The organism is Stenotrophomonas sp. YJH_SMC_94-11, assembly GCF_059370435.1.
On sequence record NZ_JCAFTR010000007.1, the window covers coordinates 264171 to 282003 of the forward strand.

Here is a 17833-nt window from a genome sequence, read left to right on the forward strand (position 1 = left end):
CCACACGTTTGCTCAGGATCCATCCACACCGCCTGTGGATGAATGTGGTCAGCCGAGCACCCGCCCGATGCCGCTGGCGTCCACTTCCGCGGCCGCCCGGGTGATCGCTGCCGGATCACTGCCGGCGATGAACCCGATGCGGAAGTGCACTTCGCCACCAGGCGTACGTGAGGAATGGATCGAGGCCAGGCTGATGCGATGCTGCTCGAACACGTTCAGCAGCTCGCGCAGCGAGCCGGGCCGATCTTCCGGCAGGTGTACTGACAGCGCGTTGCGCTCGGTCAGGTCAGCCAGCAGATAGCCCACGCGTTCGAACGTGTAGTTGCCGTCCGCCAGCGCCTGCTCGCCGAAGGCAGTGCGATTGGCCGACAGCAGCTGCTCGCGGAATGCACCACGTGCACCGTCGTCACCCTGCACGACCTGGGCCTGCAATGCGTGCAGCTGGCCCACCAGCCGCTCCAGCATCGGCGCCACGTACGGGTTGCCGAACTGGATGTCTTCGTAGATCGCCGGGTTGAGCGACAGGATGCGCGAAATGATCGCCGTATCCAGCTCGAACGATGCCGAACGGTACGGCATCATCGCAGCCAGATCGCCCAGCTGCGGCTGGTACTGGCGCAACACGCCGGCCTGGGCCAGATGGGTGGCATGCACCATCGCCTGCACCAGCGCCATCATCTGGTCGTGGTGCTGCGGCGTGGCCCGCACGCACTCGGCCTGCAGCGCGGCGCACAGCGTATCGACCCACGCCTGCCAAAGCTGCAGCCGCGCTTCGCAGACCACCATCACCCTGCCCTTCAGGGTCGGCGCCTTCGGCGGCGCGGTCATCGGGTGCAGGCCGACCACTTCGGCCCGCGACGCCAGCATCGCCTGCACCGGCGCCTCCTTTACCGAGGTCACATCCAGCCACAGCCTGCCCTGCTCGCGGCCCGCCGATTGCCGCACGTACTCGGCGATCAACGCCGGGGTGTGCCGGATCGGTGCCGAGAACACCAGCACATCGGCCTGCGCCAGCAGGTGTTCCGGCGTGTGCGAACCTGGGTCGGCCGGATCGTGGCCGATCACCTGCAACTGCAGGTGCTGCTGGAAGAAGCGGGTCAGCCAGCGCCCGTAGGCGCCAGCGCTGCCGACGATGCCGACCGTGCGCGGCGTGCGTGGGTCCAGGCCGCTCATGCAACGCGTTCGGCGCGGAAGCGCGTGCCTTCGGCCAGCGCCGCCGGCGCGGCGGCGACCACGTCGAATTCCTCGAAGCCGTTGTCCAGGGTCGCCTCCAGCGCCGCATGGGTGCCGGCAATCGCACGCGAAATCGCCTGCTGCATCGATTCGCCGCGCAGCAGGAACGACACCACCAGCGACATCAGCACATCGCCGGTACCCGCCACGTCCACCGGCAGCAGCGGCGAGGTCCAGCGCCAGGTTTCCTCGCGGCCGACGGCCAGGGTCACCAGTTCACCCGGGGTGCCGCCCACGCTGTGCGCGATCACCCAATGCGGGCCGCGATCCAGCAGCGTGCGCGCGGCGGCGATGGCATCGGCCTCGGCCAGCGCCGGCATGCCGGTCAGGCGATTCAGTTCGAAAGCGTTCGGCGTCACCAGCCAGGCATGCGGCAACAGGCGCTCGGCGAAGATCGCTTCCAGCCCGGGTTCCACGTAGGGGCCGGTGTGCGTATCGCCAATCACCGGGTCCAGGCAATAGCGCAGCTGCGGGCAGGCCGGCAGGATCCCGTCCAGCCAGTCGGCGAAGGCGGCGCCGTTGGCGGTGCTGCCGAAGTAGCCGGAGACCAGCATCTTCGCCCGTTGTGGCAGGCCACGCTCGTGGCTGCCCAGCAGCAGGTCGGCGAACCAGTCAGCGGGCAGCACGCGGCCACGCGTGGTGTCGTAGAAAGGCGCATTGCTCAGCAGCACGGTCGGGATTTCCGCCACGCGCACGCCCAGCGCGCGCATCGGCGGTACGGCGGCGCTGTTGCCGGCGTGGCCGTAGACAAGTTGCGACTGGACCGAGATGACATCGATCGGCGAGGGGCCATCCGGCCGCTGGCGGCGGCCGTGGACCAGGTGGTTATCAAGGGATTCGCTCATGGCCGCATTCTACGCCCGGTGGAGTGTTCGGCAGGGCTTGCAGCCCTGCACCTGCCGAAGCTGCAAGCAACGGCAACGGCAACGGCAAAAGCGAGCTATCCGTGGGGTGGCGGGGCGGTGTGGGTGGTCAGGACACGCCGTAAACCCATCCATGGGGCTCGATGGCGCCATCCATGGCGCCAACGGTCCTGCCCACCCACACCGCCCCGCCTTTGACAGATTCCGGATGTCTGTTGGTAGGTGTCGACCTTGGTCGACACATCTGTCAGACATCGAATGAATTCATCCACGCATGGCGTGGATCTACCGTGTCGACCAAGGTCGACACCCACCAGAGCAGAGTGCTGCTCCAACAGATCGCGGCCAACTGTCGAAGGCGGGGTGGGTCCGGTTGCAGGGGTGTCCGCGGCATGGATGCCGCGGCCAAGCCCCCATGGATGGGTTTACGGCGTCCCCTGCAACCGGACCCACCCTGCCAACCCGCGGATAGCCAGCTTTTGACGTTGACGTTGCTTCGGCAGGTGCAGGGCTGCAAGCCCTGCAAACCAAAACCTCTCAGTGAGCAGCAGGCCGCGACGGCGGCAGCCACGCCGCCACGATGCCGAGTAGCGGCAGGAACGCGGTCAGCTGGTAGACGTACTCAATGCTGGTCTTGTCCGCCAGCAGGCCGAGCACGGCGGCACCCAGCCCGCCCATGCCAAACGCGAAACCGAAGAACAGGCCGGACACCATGCCGATGCGGTGCGGCATCATCTCCTGCGCATAGACCACGATCGCCGAGAACGCCGAAGACAGCACGAAGCCGATCAGCACCGCCAGCACCGTCGTCCACAACAGGTCGGCATGCGGCAGCATCAGCGCGAAAGGCGCCACGCCGAGGATCGAGGTCCAGATGATCGGCTTGCGGCCGATCCGGTCACCCAACGGGCCGCCGAGGAAGCCGCCAGCGGCGGACGCCACCAGGAACGCGAACAGGTGCAGCTGCGCCTGCGCCACCGGAATGCCGAAATGGTGGATCAGGTAGAAGGTGAAGTAGCTGCCGATGCTGGCCATGTAGAAGTACTTGCTGAAGATCAGCACCAGCAGGATCGCCAGCACCTTGGCCACCGTGCGTGGTGGATGGCGCGGCGCCATCGAGGCGGTACTGGCCGGGCGCGGCGTGCCCAGATGCAACGCGTACCAGCGGCCAACATAGGTCAGCAATGCGATGCCGATCAGGGCCGCGCCTGCGAACCACGACGCGGCATGCTGGCCGTACGGCACGATCACTGCCGCCGCAATCAGCGGGCCCAACGCGGTACCGAAATTGCCCCCCACCTGGAACACCGACTGTGCGAAGCCATGACGGCCGCCCGAGGCGAGCCGCGCGATGCGCGAGGCCTCCGGATGGAAGATCGCCGAGCCGATGCCGACCATTGCCGCTGCCAGCAGCACCATCGCGTAGTTCGGCGCGAAGCCGAGCAGCAGCATGCCGCACAAGGTCGAGGCCATGCCGATCGGTAGCGAATACGGTGCCGGGCGGCGGTCGGTGGCTACACCGATCAACGGCTGGAAGATCGACGCAGTGAGCTGGTAAGTCAGCGTGATCAGGCCGATCTGGGTGAAGCTGAGATTGAAGCCGCCCTTGATCACCGGATAGATGGCCAGGATCAGCGACTGCATCATGTCGTTGACGACGTGCGAGGTGGAGATGGCGGCCAGCACGCCGGGAGCCGCCGGGCGTGAGGTCGTTGCGGGAGAAGCCAGGGTGGACATGGACGCAGTCAGGTTGGGGGCGAGCCACGCATGCTACGGTTGCCCCTCTCTCCCTTCTGCCGCGTTCAGGTCATGCCCTATCGCAAAAAGGACATTGCCAGTGACGTCGATCCGGCCGCGCCCTGGCGGGAGGTTCCACTGCATCGACCGGTCACCTATCGGGTCACCCAGTACCCGGTAGGTACCCACATCCCTGGTCACAAGCACCAGCGCCACCAGCTGGTCTACGCCATCTCCGGCCTGATGGTGGTGCGGTCGGAAGTCGGGCGCTGGGTGGTCCCATCAAACCGCGCGATCTGGATGCCGGCCGGCATGGTGCACGCGGTGGACTGCATCGCCGCCGTGCACATGCGCAGCCTGTACATCGATCCGTCGTTCGCCTTGCACCTGCCGGCCGAGCCGTTCGCGGTGCAGGTCTCGCCCCTGCTGCGCGAGCTGCTGCAGGCCGCCACGCTGGTCAAGGGCGAGCACATCGAGGACAGCCGCGATGGCCGCGTGGTCCGCCTGCTGCTGGACGAGCTGCACCGCATGGACGTACTGCCGTTGCACCTGCCTGCGCCAAGCGACCCGCGCCTGCAGCGGATCTGCCAGCACCTGCAGAAGCACCCCGGCGATGACGCCACGCTGCAGGACTGGGCACAGGCGCTGGAGGTGGACGTGAAAACCATCCAGCGGCGCTTCGCCACCGAGCTGGGCATGACCTTCGGGCAGTGGCGGCAGCAGGCACGGCTGCTGGCCGCGATGGAGCGGTTGGCGATCGGCGACAAGGTCATCGATGTCGCGCTGGCGACGGGCTACGACAGCCCCAGCGCGTTCACCAGCATGTTCAAGCGCCAGCTGGGGCAGACACCTGCGGCGTTTTTCCGGTAACGCCGTCCACGCATGGCGTGGATCCACCATCACGGCGCATGCCCGGCGGAAAGCATCGCGGATCGCAAACGAGAACGCCGGGCATGGCCCGGCGCTTCCGCTCAACGCTTCCGTTGAAAAACTCAGGACGTCATCCGGTCCCAGAAGCCCTTCACGCCGTCGATGAAAGTGGCCGATTTCGGCGAATGCTTGCGCGCTTCCTCGCCGACGAAGGTGGCTTCGAACTGTTCCAGCAGCTTGCGCTGCTCGTTGGTGAGGTTCACCGGCGTCTCCACCACCACGCGGCAGTACAGGTCGCCTTCGCTGCGGCTGCGCACCGAACGCACGCCCTTGCCGCGCAGGCGGAACAGCTTGCCGGTCTGGGTCTCGGCCGGGATACGGATCTCCGCTTCGCCGCCAAGGGTGGCCACGCGCACGGTGTCGCCAAGCGCCGCCTGCGAGATGCGGATCGGCACTTCACAGTGCAGATCATCGCCATCGCGCTGGAAGATGGCATGCTCGCGCACGCGCACTTCCACGTACAGGTCGCCCGGCGGCGTGCCGGCCGGGCCGGCCTCGCCCTCGCCCTGCAGGCGGATGCGGTCGCCGGTGTCGACGCCGGCCGGCACCTTCACCGACAGCACCTTGTCTTCCTCGACACGGCCGTTGCCGTGGCAGGTCTTGCAGGGCTTGGCGATGATCTGGCCACGGCCGCCGCAGTTGTGGCAGGCCTGCTGCATGGCGAAGATGCCGCGCTGGATGCGCACCTGACCACGGCCATGGCACACGTTGCAGGTCTCGACCTTGCCGTCTTCGGAGCCACTGCCATCGCAGTCGCCGCATTCGGCCAGGGTCGGGATCTCGATCCGGCGCTCGACGCCGCGCACGGCCTCTTCCAGGTCCAGTTCTATCACGTAGCCGATGTCGGCGCCGCGACGGGCCTGGCGCGGACCACCGCCGCCACCGCCAAAAATGTTGCCGAAGATATCGCCGAAGATATCGTTCATGTCCGGGCCGCCCGGACCACCACCCCCCATGCCATGCTCGAACGCGGCGTGGCCGTGGCTGTCGTACATGCGGCGCTTGTTGCCGTCGGACAGCACTTCGTAGGCTTCCTTGCACTCCTTGAAGGAGGCTTCGGCCGCCGCATCACCCGGGTTGCGGTCCGGGTGGAACTTCATCGCGCAGCGACGGTAGGCCTTCTTCAGCTCTTCGTCGGTGGCGGTGCGGGCAACGCCCAGCACTTCGTAGTAATCGCGCTTGCTCATATCGTGAATCGGGTTCCGGAACGTCGGGATTCGTCAAAGCGGAAGAGCGGAACCAGGTCCGCTCTTGCGTCGGGCGCCCCGACACGCCGGTAGGCGGTCAGGACCCTGATGCGACAACGGGACGCTGGTGGCCAGCGTCCCGCGTCGGTCCGGATCAGGACTTCTTGTCGTCCTTGACTTCGGTGAACTCAGCGTCGACCACGTCGTCCTGCGCCTTGCCGGCATTGCCGGCGTCGGCACCCGGGGCACCGCCCTGGTCGGCCGAAGCAGCGGCGAACAGCGACTGGCCAGCTTCTTCCAGTGCCTTCGACTTGGCTTCGATCTGTGCCTTGTCGTCGCCCTTCATCGCGGTTTCCAGGTCAGCCAGCGCCGCCTCGACCTTGCCGATGACATCGCCGCCGACCTTGCTGCCGTGCTCGGTGATGGCGCTGCGGGTGCCGTGGATCAGGGCGTCGGCCTGGTTGCGGGCCTGCACCAGTTCCTGGAACTTCTTGTCTTCTTCGCGGTTGGCTTCCGCGTCGGCGACCATGCGCGCGATCTCCTCCTCGGACAGGCCCGAACCGGCCTTGATCTCGACCTTCTGTTCCTTGTTGGTCTTCTTGTCCTTGGCCGACACGTGCAGGATGCCGTTGGCGTCGATGTCGAAGGACACTTCCACCTGCGGCAGGCCGCGCGGGGCCGGCTCGATGCCGGACAGGTCGAACTTGGCCAGCGACTTGTTGAAGCGGGCCTGTTCGCGCTCACCCTGCAGCACGTGCACGGTCACGGCCGACTGGTTGTCCTCGGCGGTGGAGAACACCTGCGAGGCCTTGGTCGGGATGGTGGTGTTCTTCTCGATGATCTTGGTGAACACGCCACCCATGGTTTCGATACCCAGCGACAGCGGGGTCACGTCCAGCAGCAGCACGTCCTTGACGTCGCCGCCCAGCACGCCGCCCTGGATCGCCGCACCCAGTGCCACGGCTTCGTCCGGGTTGACGTCCTTGCGCGGTTCCTTGCCGAAGAACTCGGTCACCGCCTGCTGCACCTTCGGCATGCGGGTCTGGCCGCCGACCAGGATCACTTCGCTGATGTCGCTCGAACGCAGGCCGGCATCGTTCAGGGCGACGCGGCACGGCTCGATCGACTTCTTGATCAGGTCGTCCACCAGCGCTTCCAGCTTGGCACGGGTCAGCTTGATGTTCAGGTGCTTCGGACCCGAGGCGTCAGCAGTGACATACGGCAGGTTCACTTCGGTCTGCTGGGCGCTGGACAGCTCGATCTTGGCGCGCTCGGCAGCATCCTTCAGGCGCTGCAGGGCCAGCGGATCCTTGCGCAGGTCGATGCCCTGGTCCTTGTTGAATTCTTCAACCAGGTATTCGATGACGCGGTTGTCGAAGTCTTCGCCACCCAGGAAGGTGTCGCCGTTGGTGGCCAGCACTTCGAACTGCTTCTCGCCGTCGACGTTGGCGATCTCGATCACCGAGACGTCGAAGGTGCCGCCGCCCAGGTCGTACACCACGATCTTGCGATCCTTGTTGTCGCCCTTGTCCAGGCCATAGGCCAGCGCAGCCGCGGTCGGCTCGTTGATGATGCGCTTGACGTCCAGGCCGGCGATGCGGCCGGCGTCCTTGGTCGCCTGGCGCTGGCTGTCGTTGAAGTAGGCCGGCACGGTGATGACCGCTTCGGTGACCTTCTCACCGAGGAAGTCCTCGGCGGTCTTCTTCATCTTCTCCAGCACCTTGGCCGAGATTTCCTGCGGGGCCATCTTCTTGCCGTCGCTGGTGGCGACCCAGGCGTCGCCATTGTCATGGGCGAGGATGCTGTACGGGACGTGGGCAATGTCCTTCTGCACTTCGGCGTCGGTGAACTTGCGGCCGATCAGGCGCTTCACCGCGTAGAAGGTGTTCTTCGGGTTGGTGACGGCCTGGCGCTTGGCCGAGGCGCCGACCAGAACTTCGCCGTCCTTGGTGTAGGCGACGATCGACGGGGTGGTGCGATCGCCTTCCGAATTCTCGATGACGCGGGCCTTGCCGCCGTCCATGATCGCCACGCACGAGTTGGTGGTGCCGAGGTCGATACCAATGATCTTGCCCATGGGGGAGACTCCTGAGGATGCTTGTTGGGGTCAGTCCGGCCGTGCGGCCGGTGGATGAATACGATGTGGGGGAGGCTCGTGGAACATTCAAGCCACCTCCCGAACGCTGTGTTTCCGACGATCCGGCGCGTTCAGCGTCGGGTCGGGTGACGGGCCTGTCTGCCGCCCGGCCCTGCCGGATCAGTCGGCGGCCACCACCACCAGCGCCGGCCGCAGCAGGCGCTCGTTGAGCAGGTAGCCCTTCTGGAACACGGTCACCACGCTGCCCGGGGCCGCGCCCGGGGTCGGCACCTGGCTGATGGCCTGGTGGTGTTCCGGGTTGAACGGCTGGCCGATCGGATCCAGCAGCGCCAGGCCGTTGTCGGCGGCGACCTTCAGCAGCTGCTTGTAGGTCAGCTCCAGGCCTTCGCGCAGCGGGTGCGGGTCGTCGCCAGCGGCCTTCAGGCCGGCATCCAGGCTGTCGAACACCGGCAGCAGCTCGCCCAGCAGCTTCTCGTTGGCGAACTTGCGGGCCTGCTCGATGTCACGGGCAACACGCTTGCGCTGGTTTTCCAGGTCGGCGCGCTCACGCAGCGCATCGGCCTTGACCTGCTCGACTTCGGCGCGCAGGCGCTCGACTTCGTCGTTGACGCCGGCGGTGGCAGCCGCATCGGCGGCACTCTGCTGGGATTCGATATCTGGATGTTCGTGGTTCATGTCTGGGTCCCTGGCGGTCACTCTCCGCCTCCACCCACCCTAGTGTGGGCGGGATGCTGCGTTTCAAGCGTCGGATGTTCCCGGCGTGCGTCCGGCCGGTGAAAAGGCCGCGCCAAGCACATCGGCGGTGGCCTGGACCAGCGGGATCACCCGGTCGTAGGCCATCCGCTTGGGACCGATCACGCCCAGCACGCCCAGCACCTGGCCATTGGCGGTGTACGGGGCAGTGACCAGCGAGACGCCCTGCAGCGGCATCATTCCGGTCTCTTCGCCGATGAAGATGCGCACCCCCGGCGCCTGGATGGTCCGCTCCAGCAGCTGCAGGATCTCGCGCTTGCTGGAGAACAGCTCGAACAGTTCGCGCAGGCGCTCCAGGTCGGACAGGTCCTGCACGCCCATCAAGCGGGTCTGCCCGGCCACCAGCATGTCGTCGGCCGCCGGCTGCAGGGCCTGCTCGGCCAGTTCGATGCTGTGGGCCAGCAACTGCTCCAGTTCGGACCGGGCGTCGCGCAGCTCCAGCAGCAGTCGGGTACGGATCTCGGCCATCGGCAGGCCGGCGAAATGCGCATTGAGGTAGTTGGCGACCTGCTCCAGCTGGCCTGGCGCAAACTCCTGCCGGGTCTCGATCACCCGGTTCTGCACCTCGTTGTCGGCAAATACCAGGATCGCCAGCACCCGGCGCCCGTCCAGCGCCACGAAATCGATCTGGCGGAAGGCGAACTGCTCGCGCCGCGGTGCGCTGACCACGCCGACGAAGTGGCTCATCGCCGACAGCAGCTCCGAGGCGCTGCCGAGCAGGGCCTGGGTGCTGCCGCCACCGGCCAGTTCCTGACGCAACCGGGCCAGCTCGCCCTCGCCCGGCGGCTGCATCTGCAGCAGGCTGTCGACGAACACCCGGTAGCCATGCGCGGTCGGGACGCGGCCGGCCGAGGTATGTGGCGAGGCCAGCAGGCCCAGATCCTCCAGGTCGCCCAGGATGTTGCGGATGGTGGCCGGGCTGACCTCCAGGCCGGCCACGCGCGCCAGCGTCTGCGAGCCGACCGGCTCGCCGTCCTGGATGTATCGCGCGATCAGCGTGCGCAGCAGGTGGCGCGCACGCGGGGCAAGCTGGTCGGGAGAACCGTGCATGGAATCAACCTGTGAGACACGGACACTAGATAATGGCGGCGCATCGCCTTGGCAAGTCATTGGACCTCCCGCGCCCGCGTGCTAGCGTTGCGCGGCTGCTGACACCCCCTTACCCATGCTCAGACATCTTTCGATCAAGGATTTCGCCGTCGTCCGCGCCACCGAACTGGAGTTCGGGCCAGGCATGACCGTGGTTTCAGGCGAGACTGGCGCCGGCAAGTCGCTGATGGTCGACGCACTGGGCTTCCTGTCCGGCCTGCGCGCTGACAGCGGCGTGGTCCGCCATGGTGCCGCACGCGCCGAGCTTTCCGCCGAGTTCGCGCTGGAGCAGCTGCAGGCCGCCCGCCAGTGGCTGGCCGACAACGAGCTGGACGACGAGGACCAATGCCAGCTGCGCCGCGTGATCCGCGCCGACGGCGGCTCGCGGGCCTGGATCAATGGCCGCCCGGTGACGCTGGCACAGCTGGGCGACCTGGCCTCGCTGCTGGTGGAGATCCACGGCCAGCATGAACAGCAGGCGCTGCTGGCGCGCCCGTCGCAGCTGGCCCTGCTGGATGCCTATGCCGGCAACGAGAACGAGCGCCGCCAGGTGCGCCACGCCGCCGCGGCCTGGCAGGCACTGGTCGATGAATCGCTGGCGTTGTCGCAACAGGGCGACGTCAGTGACCGGATCGCCTTCCTGGAGCACCAGCTGCGCGAACTGGACCGCGAGGACCTTGAACCGGAATCGATTGCCGCGCTTGGCGCCAGCCACCGTCGCCAGGCCCACGCCAGCGCCCTGCTGAGCGCCTGCCAGGCAGCCAGCAACCAGCTCAACGGCGATGACGGCAGCTCTGCGCTGGACCTGCTGCAGCAGGTGCGCCACGAGCTGTCGCGCCTGATCGAACACGACCCGCGCCTGGGCGAAGTGGACGGCCTGATCGAGAACGCCTCGATCCAGCTGCACGAAGCCCTGTCGCTGCTTGATCGCGTGCACGACGATCTGGATGCCGACCCGGAACAGTTCGAGGAGAACGAGCGCCGCCTCGGCCGCCTGCACGACCTGGCCCGCAAGCACCGCGTGCCGATGGACGAACTGGGCGCACAGCGCGAGCGCATGCATGCCGAAGTGGAGCAGCTGCGTGGCGCCGACGAGCGCCTGCAGCGCCTGGCCGGCGAGATCGACAAGGCCGCCGCCGCCTGGCGCGTACAGGCTGAAGTGCTGACCGCCAGCCGCCGCAGCGCTGCTGCCGAACTGTCGGCCACCACCACCGGCATCATCGCCGAGCTCGGTATGGGCGGCGGCCAGTTCCTGATCGAACTGGAGCCACAGGACAGCGGCAAGCCCGACCCGCAGGGTGCCGAGCGCGTCGAGTTCCTGGTGGCGGCCAACGCCGGCCAACCGCCGCGCGCCCTGCGCAAGGTGGCCTCGGGCGGTGAACTGTCACGTATTTCGCTGGCCATCGAAGTGGCCGCGCTGGACCTGGATGCGGTGCCGACCATGGTGTTTGACGAGGTCGACTCCGGCATCGGCGGCGCGGTGGCTGACATCGTCGGCCAGAAGCTGCGCGCGCTCGGCGAGAAGCGCCAGGTGCTGTGCGTGACCCACCTGCCGCAGGTCGCCTCCAAGGGCCACGCCCATTACCGGGTCAGCAAGGCCCCGGTGGAAGGCATGACCCAGAGCGCAGTGGAAAAGCTGGACAACAAGGCGCGCGAGGAAGAGCTGGCGCGCATGCTCGGCGGCGTGGAAGTGAGCAAGGAAGCGCGCGCCGCCGCCCGCAAGCTGCTGCAGGCCTGAGGCCTGTTCACGGTTATCCACGCATGGCGTGGATCTACAACCCACCCGCACGGTAGTGCCGGCCGCTGGCCGGCAACCCAACACCGGTGGACGATGATCGTGAGGTTGCCGGCCAGCGGCCGGCACTACCCGTATCACCCCAACGGCTGCGTCAGGTCGACGTTCTCCACCAGGAAATCGAGGAACGCGCGCACCCGCAGCGGCAGGTAACCGCCCTGCCCGAGGAACACCGCGTGCACCTCTTCCAGGTCACCGGGATTGGCCTCTTCCAGCACCGGCAGCAAGCGCCCGGCAGCAATGTCCTCCTGCACCTGGAATGCCGCCAGCCGCGCCATGCCCAGCCCGCCCAGCACCAGCTGGCGCAGCGCATCGCCGTTGCTGGCGCGGGCATTGCCACTGGGCAGCAGCATCCGCTCGCGCCCCTCCTGCAGCAGCGGCCACCCCTGCATCGCACGGGCATGGCCGATGTCCAGCCGGTTGTGCGACTGCAGCTCCTCGGCAGTGCGTGGCAGCCCGTGCCGCTGCGCGTAGGCCGGTGCAGCCACGATCATCATCCGCGTCGCGCCCAGCCGTCGCGCCACCAGACTGGAGCTCTTCAGCGGCCCGGCCCGCACTGCCACATCGGTGCGCTGCTCCAACAGGTCGATCACCTCGTCGTTGAGGGTCAGGTCCACGCCCACCTGCGGGTTACGCTCAAGAAACGCCGGCAGCAGCGGCAACAGGAAATGGCGGCCAAACGGCACGTTGGAGTTGACCCGTAGCCGCCCGCGCGGCTCGGCATGGGCGCTGGCACAACGCTCGGCCTCGTCCAGGTCGGCCAGCACGCGCAGGCCACGCTCGTAGAACGCGCAGCCTTCCGGGGTCAGCTGCAGCTGGCGGGTGGAGCGTTGCAGCAGGCGCGTGCCCAGCCGTTGCTCCAGCCGCGCCACCAGCTTGCTCACCGCCGACGGCGTCATGTCCAGCGTGCGGGCCGCAGCGGAAAAGCCACCGGTCTCGATCACCCGCACGAACACTTCCAGTTCGCCGGATCGGTTGATGTCGGGTCGCGCCATGGCGATGAATCCAGTTCACAGATGATTGTCCGTGCGCAGTCTAGTTCACAGATAAGCACGGAATCACCATGGCGGTCCCTCCACTCGGGACTGCCCGATGAACCGCTTGAGCCAGCTCACCACCACCGCCCTGCTCGCCGTGTCCGGCGCCGCCAGTGCCGCATCCGCCCCGCACTGGGTCGCCAGCTGGCAGGCCAGCCCGCAGCCGGTCTGGAACGCGGATTTCCTGTTCCCGACCCTGGTCCCGGCCACGCTGCAGGACCAGACCTTCCGCCAGACGGTGCGTGTCAGCCTGGGCGGCCCGCGGCTGCGGGTGCGGCTGAGCAATGCCTACGGCACCCGGCCGCTGCGGATCGGGGCGGCCAGCGTGGCCGCACGCGCGGGCGCCATCCCGCAACCGCTCAGCTTCGGCGGCCAGCCCGGGGTGTTGATCGGGCCCGGTCAGGAACAGCTGAGCGATCCGCTCCCGCTGGCCACGGATGACCGCCAGGCATTGCAGGTCAGCGTCTTTGTGCCGGGGCCGGCAACCGTTCAGACGTTCCATTGGGAAGGCCGCCAGACCAGCTGGATCGCCCCTGGCGACCAGAGCCGGGCCCAGGCCCTGAGCGCAGCCAGCAGCACCACCGCCCGCCTGCTGCTGACCGGAATTGACGTCGAGGCCGACACCGACGCGCGCAGCGTGGTGGTGATCGGGGATTCGATCACCGACGGTGCCACCGCCAGCCTCGACCAGGACCAGCGCTGGACCGATCATCTGGCCGCGCTCCTGGCAGCGCGGGGCATAGCCGTGGTGAACGCCGGCATTTCCGGGGGGCGGCTGCTGCGCGACGGCATGGGTGAATCCGCCCTGGTCCGCTTCCGGCGCGACGCGCTGGACCAGCCTGCGGTATCCAGTGTGATCGTGCTGATCGGCATCAATGACATCAGCTGGCCAGGTACCGCATTCGCCCGCAACCAGGCCCGGCCCACGCTGAGCGAGCTGCAGGCGGGGTATCGCGCGCTGGCAGAACAGGCCCGCCGCCGAGGTGTGCGGATCGTGGGCGCTACCTTGCCACCGTTCGCTGGCGCCGTGCCCGGCACGCCGCTGGACGACTACTACCAACCGGACAAGGACACCCTGCGCCGCCAGCTCAATGCCTGGCTGCGCACGGACAGCCCGTTCGACGCGGTGATCGACCTGGACGCGGCGCTGCGCGACCCGGCCGATCCCTCACGGATGGCCGTGGCCTACGACTCCGGCGACCACCTCCACCCGGGTGATGCCGGCAACCGGGCCATGGCTGAGGCGGTGGACCTGGAGATCCTGCTGGGCCGCAAGGGGTCGGATCCCTTACCTGAACGGAAAGGGCTCTGACCCCATCAACGAAAAACCCCGGGCAGGCCCGGGGTTTCGTCGCATCCAGCTGGCCGAAACGGATTACTTGCGCTTCTTGCGCACGTACAGCACCAGCGAGTGCTCTTCCAGCTCGTAGCCATGGTCTGCGGCGATCTTGCGCTGCAGCTCCTCGATCTCGTGGCTTTCGAACTCGATGATCTTGCCACTGTCCACGTCGACCATGTGGTCGTGGTGGCCGCCACGGTCCAGTTCGTAGACCGCCTGGCCGCCCTCGAAATTGTGCTTGAGCACGAGGCCGGCGGCCTCGAACTGGGTCAGCACCCGGTACACCGTGGCCAGGCCGATCTCGTCGCCGTGCTCCAGCAGCTGGCGGTAGATGTCTTCGGCGGTCATGTGGTGCTGGGCATTGCGCTGCTCGAGCAGCGCCAGGATCCGCATCCGCGGATGGGTCACCTTCAGGCCGACTTTACGCAGGTCGTGGGTTTCCATAGGTCTCCGTTCATTGGCGATTTAGCGCCAGCTGCCTCGGATTGGGTCGCGGTGGCACGCCGGGAGTGTATCATCGGTTTGATTTCCCCAACCGCCAGTCCCGATGCGCAATCTCCTGTTGGTCGCCGCCGTCGCCCTGTCCACCACCGGGTGCGGCATCATCTACAAGCAACCCATCTATCAGGGCAACCTGATCCGGGAAGATGCCGTGGCCAAGCTGCAGGTCGGGCAGAGCAAGCAGCAGGTCACCGCGCTGCTGGGCACCCCGTCCATTCCCGACCCGTTCCACGCCCAGCGTTGGGACTACACCTCCAGCCAGCGCGTGAACCGCCTGGGTCGTACCGAAGTGAAGAACTTCGTGGTGTTCTTCGAGAATGACACCGTGACCCGCTGGGAAGGCGATTACTTCCCGGGCAACGACAAGGCCCTGGCCCAGCAGACCGTGCGCCAGTTCGGCCGCAACCTGCCGAAGGACAAGAAGAAGAAGGGCCGCTGAGCCCCCTGCCCGTCCGCAGGTACGGCTGCCGGAATCAACCGCCGAGTGCGCGACGCCGGCGGTTGTCCTTGGGGTCGGCCAGCAACGGGCGCAGCAACTCGATGCGATCACCTTCCAGCAGTGCCTGCTGCGGGCGAGCCAGCACACCATGAACGGCGACGGCGGGGCAATCGGCACTGCCTTCCAGCGCGGCGGCGGCAATGGCGTCGGCCACGGTCGCACCTTCTTCCAGCTGCAAGCGGCGCGACAGCACCCGCTGCGGCCAGGCCAGCACCACCTCGACCTCGATCATCGCTCAGCCCTCGTCGGCGACGCGGACGAAATCGTTGACCATGCGATCGGCCAGCCCTTGGAAGCCGATCGCCAGCGCCGGACCGAGCAGGCGCGAGCTGGGTTCGAACTCCAGGGTCAGGGTGACCTTGCAGGCATCCTCGGCCAGCGCATGGAATTCCCAGCGGCCGTGCAGCTGCTTGAACGGGCCATCGCGCAGCTGCATATCAATGCTGTGCGGGCGCTGCAGGGTGTTCTCGGTCTGGAACCATGTGCTGAACGAGCCCAGGCCCAGGTCCAGTCGCGCCACCAGGCGGTCCTCGCCCTCCTCAACGATCTGGGCAGCAGAGCACCAGCGGAAACGGCGCGGATAGGCCTGGACGTCGTTGACCAGGTCGAACATGCGCGCGGCCGAATGTTCGACCAGGGCGCTGCGGCGGATAGTAGGCATGAATACAGGACGTTTCGGCAATCGACCGGGCGGGCCCGAATCGGAGACAATACGGAAATGAGCAAGAACAGCGGCAAGGATAAAGCAAAGAGCGCGACGGCCAACAAAACCATCGCGTTGAACAAGCGTGCCCGCCACGAATACCACATCGAAGAGCGCTTCGAGGCCGGCCTCGCCCTGCAGGGCTGGGAGGTCAAGTCGATCCGCGCAGGCCGTGGCAACATCATCGATGCCTACGCCTATGTGAAGCGCGGCGAGATCTACCTGATTGGCGCACAGATCACCCCGTTGATCCAGGCCTCCACCCACGTGGTGGCCAATGACCGGCGCGAGCGCAAGCTGCTGCTGCACCGGAACGAGATCGACAAGCTGATCGGCAAGGTCGAGCGCGATGGCTACACGATCGTGCCCACTGCGATGTACTGGAGCAAGAACAAGATCAAGCTCGAAGTCGCGCTGGCCAAGGGCAAGCAGACCCACGACAAGCGCGATGCCGCCAAGGACCGCGACTGGGCGATCGAGAAGCAGCGCGTGATGCGTCGCGGCAACCGCGACGCGTAAGGCGACTGCGCATCACCCTGTAAAGCCGAGCCATGCTCGGCTGCCTTGGTTTTCTGTAGAGCCGAGCCATGCCCGGCTTCGGCAAGAAGAGCAGCCGAGCGCAGGCTCGGCCCTACAAAAGGCGGGTCACCCCGCGAGCACGCCCTGCCCTCGCATGCGCGGCGCCAGCGCCGCGTGCATCACGGCCAGGTGCATCACCACCGCCAGTTCCGGCGCATAGCGATCTTCCCCCGCCCGCCACTGCTGGGCCACCTGTGCGGCATCTTCCGGGAGCAACGCCAGCAGCTGGGCATCATCCAGCGCATCGGCCGCGCCCTGCAGCTGGCGGGCCATCTGCCGCGACTGCCACACGTGCACGCCAATGCTGAGGCTGGCCAGCGACATCAGGACCACGGCCAGCCCGTGCTCGAACCACTGCGACAGCACTTCCGGCCCCCACAGCAGGGCCGCCAGTAAGGCCAGGCCCGGCAAGCGCCAACCCAGCCAATGGATGCGACCGCGCTGCGACCAGTGCACCACCACCGCGCTGGCGACCAGTGCCGCCGCGGCCGTGGCCGGCAGTTCGGTCAGGCAGGTGGCCGCCAGCAGCGCGCCCAGCACGGCCCAGACCCAGCCGGGGGGCAATGCCCGTCGCTGGTAGTCGGCCCCGACGGGTCCGACCAGCTGTCGCAGGCTGCGTTGTTGGCTTGCCTCGGTCACCCACAGTCTCCGTGTTTGTCCTGGCCCGGATGGTCGCCGCCAGTGTGTCGCAAATTCGTGCCCATGACGTTACCAATCCGCTATGACGGAGGCTCTACAACTTGTTGTGGATTGCCAAGGTGACTGTTCAGCTGTTTTGCCGTAGCATTGCCACTGTTGGGCAGGCTCTGACCGTGGCAACACCAAACAGGCCTTGTACCTTGCAGAACTTGAAGAAACCGGGGGTGCATTGGTTTCGACGGGGGTTGTGAAGTCGCCTGGCGCATGCCGAGGGGGTAGCTTTCCTCGTAAATCCAGCTGCAAAACTCTAGTTGCCAACGACGACAACTACGCTCTGGCCGCTTAAGGCCTAAGCCTCGAAACCGCTTGTGTCCATGCTCGCGGTGTAGAGTCACTATCATGGAATCGCGCTGGACGGCTGCCTGTCAGTCCGGCACTAGAACACAACAGGCTGGTTCCCGGATGCGCTTTGCGCACCGTGCTGTTCGGGGACGAGATCCAACGGTGAGCTAAGCATGTAGTGCTGGGGATGGAGTGCCTTCGGACGGCGGTTCAATTCCGCCCACCTCCACCAACGAACGGTTCGATAAGGACCGGAGAAGCCCGGAAACCCCCGCATCACAAGGGTTTCCGGGCTTTTTTATTGTCCGCAGCAGACCGGGGCAATCCGCTTCAATCCATGAGACGGTGGGGGTATATCAAGGGGTATCCTGATCTGGCCCCCTGAAAACGGACGCCATGAAGCCGTTTCAGGCGGCAGCCCGGAGCTGCCGGGCGTAGTTGTTAGGCGAGTGGTAGCCCAGCGCCGAGTGTAGCCGGGCTGGATTGTAGAAGCCGTGGATGTAAGCAGC

Annotated in this window: 17 protein-coding genes and 1 other RNA gene; 6 read left to right on the forward strand and 12 right to left on the reverse strand. The window is 66.9% G+C overall.

The window, feature by feature from the left end; translation table 11 throughout:
• Nucleotides 1–48: 48 nt before the first annotated feature.
• The 3 genes from AC5P74_RS14190 to AC5P74_RS14200 form a co-directional block, all read right to left on the reverse strand.
• Entirely contained in the window at nt 49–1173 is a 1125-nt protein-coding gene (locus tag AC5P74_RS14190) for a prephenate dehydrogenase (RefSeq protein ID WP_206620134.1), read from the reverse strand.
• A complete protein-coding gene (gene pdxY, locus AC5P74_RS14195) occupies nt 1170–2078 on the reverse strand; it encodes a pyridoxal kinase (RefSeq protein WP_095377747.1) in 909 nt (302 codons plus the stop codon). The genes AC5P74_RS14190 and pdxY overlap by 4 nt, the downstream gene beginning before the upstream one ends.
• A gap of 555 nt (nt 2079–2633) precedes the next feature.
• The gene (locus AC5P74_RS14200) at nt 2634–3833 is read right to left on the reverse strand and encodes an MFS transporter (RefSeq protein WP_171958238.1); all 1200 of its coding nucleotides are present in this window, start codon (nt 3831–3833) and stop codon (nt 2634–2636) included.
• Between the two features lie 72 nt (nt 3834–3905).
• Between AC5P74_RS14200 and AC5P74_RS14205 the strand changes: the two genes are divergently transcribed.
• Nucleotides 3906–4703 (forward strand): AraC family transcriptional regulator, encoded by a 798-nt coding sequence (locus tag AC5P74_RS14205; RefSeq protein ID WP_049416914.1) that lies wholly within the window; start codon nt 3906–3908, stop codon nt 4701–4703.
• A gap of 122 nt (nt 4704–4825) precedes the next feature.
• Here AC5P74_RS14205 and dnaJ read toward each other — a convergent pair whose 3' ends face one another.
• From dnaJ to hrcA, 4 genes are all read right to left on the reverse strand, one after another.
• Complete coding sequence (gene dnaJ, locus AC5P74_RS14210; protein WP_346608173.1) at nt 4826–5950, reverse strand: molecular chaperone DnaJ; 1125 nt, start codon at nt 5948–5950, stop codon at nt 4826–4828.
• Between the two features lie 154 nt (nt 5951–6104).
• The gene (gene dnaK, locus AC5P74_RS14215) at nt 6105–8027 is read right to left on the reverse strand and encodes a molecular chaperone DnaK (protein ID WP_005409241.1); all 1923 of its coding nucleotides are present in this window, start codon (nt 8025–8027) and stop codon (nt 6105–6107) included.
• 180 nt (nt 8028–8207) lie between these two features.
• Nucleotides 8208–8723, reverse strand: a complete 516-nt coding sequence (gene grpE, locus AC5P74_RS14220) for a nucleotide exchange factor GrpE (RefSeq protein WP_005416181.1) — start codon at nt 8721–8723, stop codon at nt 8208–8210.
• A 63-nt stretch (nt 8724–8786) separates the two neighbouring features.
• Nucleotides 8787–9851 carry a heat-inducible transcriptional repressor HrcA gene (hrcA, locus tag AC5P74_RS14225; protein ID WP_005416180.1) on the reverse strand — a complete coding sequence of 355 codons (1065 nt, stop codon included), beginning with the start codon at nt 9849–9851 and terminating at the stop codon, nt 8787–8789.
• Between the two features lie 115 nt (nt 9852–9966).
• Between hrcA and recN the strand changes: the two genes are divergently transcribed.
• Nucleotides 9967–11628 (forward strand): DNA repair protein RecN, encoded by a 1662-nt coding sequence (recN, locus tag AC5P74_RS14230; protein ID WP_346608172.1) that lies wholly within the window; start codon nt 9967–9969, stop codon nt 11626–11628.
• 134 nt (nt 11629–11762) lie between these two features.
• On the opposite strand, the gene AC5P74_RS14235 is transcribed toward recN, so the two are convergent.
• Nucleotides 11763–12680, reverse strand: a complete 918-nt coding sequence (locus AC5P74_RS14235) for a LysR family transcriptional regulator (RefSeq protein ID WP_188248723.1) — start codon at nt 12678–12680, stop codon at nt 11763–11765.
• Nucleotides 12681–12777: 97 nt separating this feature from the next.
• On the opposite strand from AC5P74_RS14235, the gene AC5P74_RS14240 reads away from it, so the two are divergent.
• Nucleotides 12778–14034 (forward strand): SGNH/GDSL hydrolase family protein, encoded by a 1257-nt coding sequence (locus AC5P74_RS14240; RefSeq protein ID WP_346608204.1) that lies wholly within the window; start codon nt 12778–12780, stop codon nt 14032–14034.
• A 63-nt stretch (nt 14035–14097) separates the two neighbouring features.
• Here the strand turns inward: AC5P74_RS14240 and fur are convergent, their stop codons facing one another.
• A complete protein-coding gene (fur, locus tag AC5P74_RS14245) occupies nt 14098–14505 on the reverse strand; it encodes a ferric iron uptake transcriptional regulator (protein ID WP_005409235.1) in 408 nt (135 codons plus the stop codon).
• Between the two features lie 103 nt (nt 14506–14608).
• Here fur and AC5P74_RS14250 point away from each other — a divergent pair, with 103 nt between their 5' ends.
• Nucleotides 14609–15001, forward strand: a complete 393-nt coding sequence (locus tag AC5P74_RS14250) for an outer membrane protein assembly factor BamE (protein ID WP_005409234.1) — start codon at nt 14609–14611, stop codon at nt 14999–15001.
• Between the two features lie 34 nt (nt 15002–15035).
• Here AC5P74_RS14250 and AC5P74_RS14255 read toward each other — a convergent pair whose 3' ends face one another.
• Together AC5P74_RS14255 and AC5P74_RS14260 are read right to left on the reverse strand one after the other, a co-directional pair.
• On the reverse strand, nt 15036–15293 hold the full coding sequence (locus tag AC5P74_RS14255) for an RnfH family protein (protein WP_005416176.1): 258 nt from the start codon (nt 15291–15293) through the stop codon (nt 15036–15038).
• 3 nt (nt 15294–15296) lie between these two features.
• Nucleotides 15297–15722, reverse strand: a complete 426-nt coding sequence (locus AC5P74_RS14260) for a type II toxin-antitoxin system RatA family toxin (protein WP_005416175.1) — start codon at nt 15720–15722, stop codon at nt 15297–15299.
• A gap of 57 nt (nt 15723–15779) precedes the next feature.
• On the opposite strand from AC5P74_RS14260, the gene smpB reads away from it, so the two are divergent.
• The gene (gene smpB / locus AC5P74_RS14265; RefSeq protein WP_005416174.1) at nt 15780–16283 is read left to right on the forward strand and encodes an SsrA-binding protein SmpB; all 504 of its coding nucleotides are present in this window, start codon (nt 15780–15782) and stop codon (nt 16281–16283) included.
• A 126-nt stretch (nt 16284–16409) separates the two neighbouring features.
• Here smpB and AC5P74_RS14270 read toward each other — a convergent pair whose 3' ends face one another.
• On the reverse strand, nt 16410–16982 hold the full coding sequence (locus AC5P74_RS14270; protein WP_346608203.1) for a hypothetical protein: 573 nt from the start codon (nt 16980–16982) through the stop codon (nt 16410–16412).
• A gap of 220 nt (nt 16983–17202) precedes the next feature.
• Here AC5P74_RS14270 and ssrA point away from each other — a divergent pair.
• Nucleotides 17203–17556, forward strand: a transfer-messenger RNA (tmRNA) gene (gene ssrA, locus AC5P74_RS14275).
• The last annotated feature ends 277 nt before the right edge of the window (nt 17557–17833 follow it).